This window comes from Syntrophorhabdus sp., from assembly GCA_012719415.1.
Classification (GTDB): Bacteria; Desulfobacterota; Syntrophorhabdia; order Syntrophorhabdales; family Syntrophorhabdaceae; genus Delta-02.
In genome coordinates, this window is the sequence record JAAYAK010000059.1 from 1 (window position 1) to 2,589 (window position 2,589).

General features: G+C 59.4%; 2 protein-coding genes. Both read left to right on the top strand.

Features of this window, described 5'->3' with window-relative positions:
- Window positions 1-290 precede the first annotated feature (290 nt).
- Window positions 291-644, top strand: coding sequence for an STAS domain-containing protein (locus GXX82_03725; protein NLT22135.1), 354 nt, complete (start codon window positions 291-293; stop codon window positions 642-644).
- Window positions 644-2,589: chemotaxis protein CheA (locus GXX82_03730; protein NLT22136.1), on the top strand; the 1,946-nt coding region annotated here is incomplete at its 3' end. The genes GXX82_03725 and GXX82_03730, both read left to right, overlap by 1 nt.

Genomic DNA, 2,589 nt, shown 5'->3' on the forward strand with positions numbered 1-2,589 from the left:
AACCGCTTGAACCGCTTGAGCGGGAAAGGCAAAAGATAAGAGACAAGAGCACGGCCCGGCCCCCCGGATGACAACCGGGAGCCGGGCCCTGCTCTTTTGTCTTTTTCTTTCAACGTTCAAGCGGTTCAAGCGGTTCAAGCGGTTGCAACGGTCTTTTCGTCTGTAGGACTATTCTGACATGATTATGGGAAGATTCTTACGCAGGAATGGGCGAAAAACGGGTAAGCCGAGATCGGTAACTGGCGACAAAAGGAGTATGTCAGTAAAACTACGCCGGGAGGGATCGAAGAATGGATAGCAAGGTCGAACACACGGAAAATGGCACTACTCTGACGCTCTACGGCGATACAACCATCCAGAACGCGGTAGACCTCAAGGGCGTCCTCGCGCGGGAGATCGGGGGTGGTGACAACCTCACGGTTGACCTTGCCTACGTCACCGATTGCGATGTCTCCCTCTTCCAGCTCCTCTGCGCTGCCCACAGGAGATCGGTCAGCGAAGGAAAAGCGATGCGGGTCAGCAACTGCTCGCCCGCGGTCTCCCGGGTCATCTCATCGGGCGGCCTTAAGCGCGATCTCGGGTGCATGCCGGAGACGCAGGACACGTGTTTCTGGCAGAGAAAAGACAGCGAGGTGACGAGATGATGGACAATCACGCACAGACTTTCATCGAGGAGGCCTTCGAGCTCCTTTCTGACCTCGAGGCGGCACTCCTGGAACTCGAGGAGAACCCCTCCGACTCGGAACTGATAGGCAGGGTGTTCCGGTCGCTCCATACGATAAAGGGATCCGGCGCCATGTTCGGTTTCGACAACGTGGCCCAGTTCACCCACACGATAGAAACGGTTTTCGACGACGTACGGGAAGGGAAGCTCCCCGTGACCGAAGAGCTCGTGAGCCTCACGCTCAAGGCCCGGGACCTCATACGTCTCATGATAGAAGCCCCCTCCGACGAAGCCTCTTTGCCGCAGGACGCACAGACACTGATCGATTCCTTCCGCCGCATTGCCGACGGAGGGAACCTCCAGCAAACCCCCACCCAAAACCCGAACACAGATTCACAGGCGCAAGAGGCTTCGTCGTCACCCCAACACAGACCCGAGTGCACCTACCGGATACGGTTCTCTCCCTCGGCGGACATATTCCTGACGGGAACGAACCCGCTCCTTCTGATAGGAGAGCTGCAGTTCCTCGGCGAGTGCAACGTCTTCGCGAACCTTGACACCATTCCCCCCCTTGAAGAGATCGATCCCGAGAGATGCTACGTCTCCTGGGACATCGTCCTCACGACGGACAGGGGTCTCGACGCGATAAAGGACGTCTTCATCTTCATGGACGAGTCAAGCACCGTCGACATCACCATGATAGACAGCGAGGACGCCTCCCTCATGGCGGAGGAAGAGACGAAGAAGATCGGCGAGATCCTCGTCGAGAGACACGATATCAGGAGCGAAGAGCTCACGCAGACCCTCTCGGAGAAGAAGAAGATCGGCGAGATCCTCGTCGACAAGGGCCTCGTGTCGCAGGCCAAGGTGGAGTCCGCCCTCATCGAGCAGGAGCACCTGAAGAAGGTGAAGAAGGCCCCGAGGAGAGAGGAGGAGGCGGCATCGAGCATCCGCGTCCCCGCGGAGAAGCTCGACACCCTCGTCAACCTCGTCGGCGAGCTCGTCACCGTCCAGGCGCGTCTCACCCAGATGGCATCGATGTTCGACAACCCCGAACTGGTATCGATAGCCGAGGAGGTCGAGCGCCTGACGGGTGACCTCAGGGACAACACCCTCAACATCAGAATGCTCCCCATCGGGACGACCTTCGGACGGTTCAAGAGGCTCGTGCGCGACCTCTCCCAGGACCTGGGCAGGGAGGTGGAGATGACGACGGAAGGCGCCGAGACGGAACTCGACAAGACCGTCATCGAAAGGCTCAACGACCCTCTGGTCCACCTCATCCGCAATTCCATCGACCACGGCATCGAGCCCCCCGACGTGCGCGAGTCCGTCGGCAAGCCGAGGGCAGGCATGCTCCACATAGCGGCGCGACACTCCGGCGCCTACGTCCTCATCGAGATAACCGACGACGGGGCGGGCATCGACAAGGAAGTGATACGCAGGAAGGCCGTGGAGAAGGGCCTCATCGGTCCCGACACGGAGCTGCAGGACAAGGAGATATTCTCCCTCATCTTTGCCCCGGGCTTCTCCACCTCGGAGAAGGTAACGAACGTCTCCGGCAGGGGCGTCGGGATGGACGTGGTCAAGAGGACCATCGACAACCTGAGGGGCACCGTCGAGATAAGCTCCGAGAAGGGAGAGGGAACGACGGTCACCCTGAAGCTCCCCCTCACCCTTGCCATCATCGAGGGTCTCCTCGTGGAGATAGACAAGCAGTTCTTCATCCTTCCCCTCACCATCGTCCAGGAGTGCGTCGAGCTCTCCCGGACCGATGTCGACAAGTCCCACGGCAGGGACATCGCGAACATACGGGGAGAGATCGTTCCCTACATCCGCCTGAGGGAATCCTTCGCCATCGAGGGAAAGAGACCGGACATCGAGCAGATCGTCATAACCGAGGTGGAGCGCAACAGGATAGGGCT

What these genes read in the sequence shown, in the direction of transcription:
- GXX82_03725 (NLT22135.1), top strand. Translation starts at nt 291, where the DNA reads ATGGATAGCAAGGTCGAACACACGGAAAATGGCACTACTCTGACGCTC.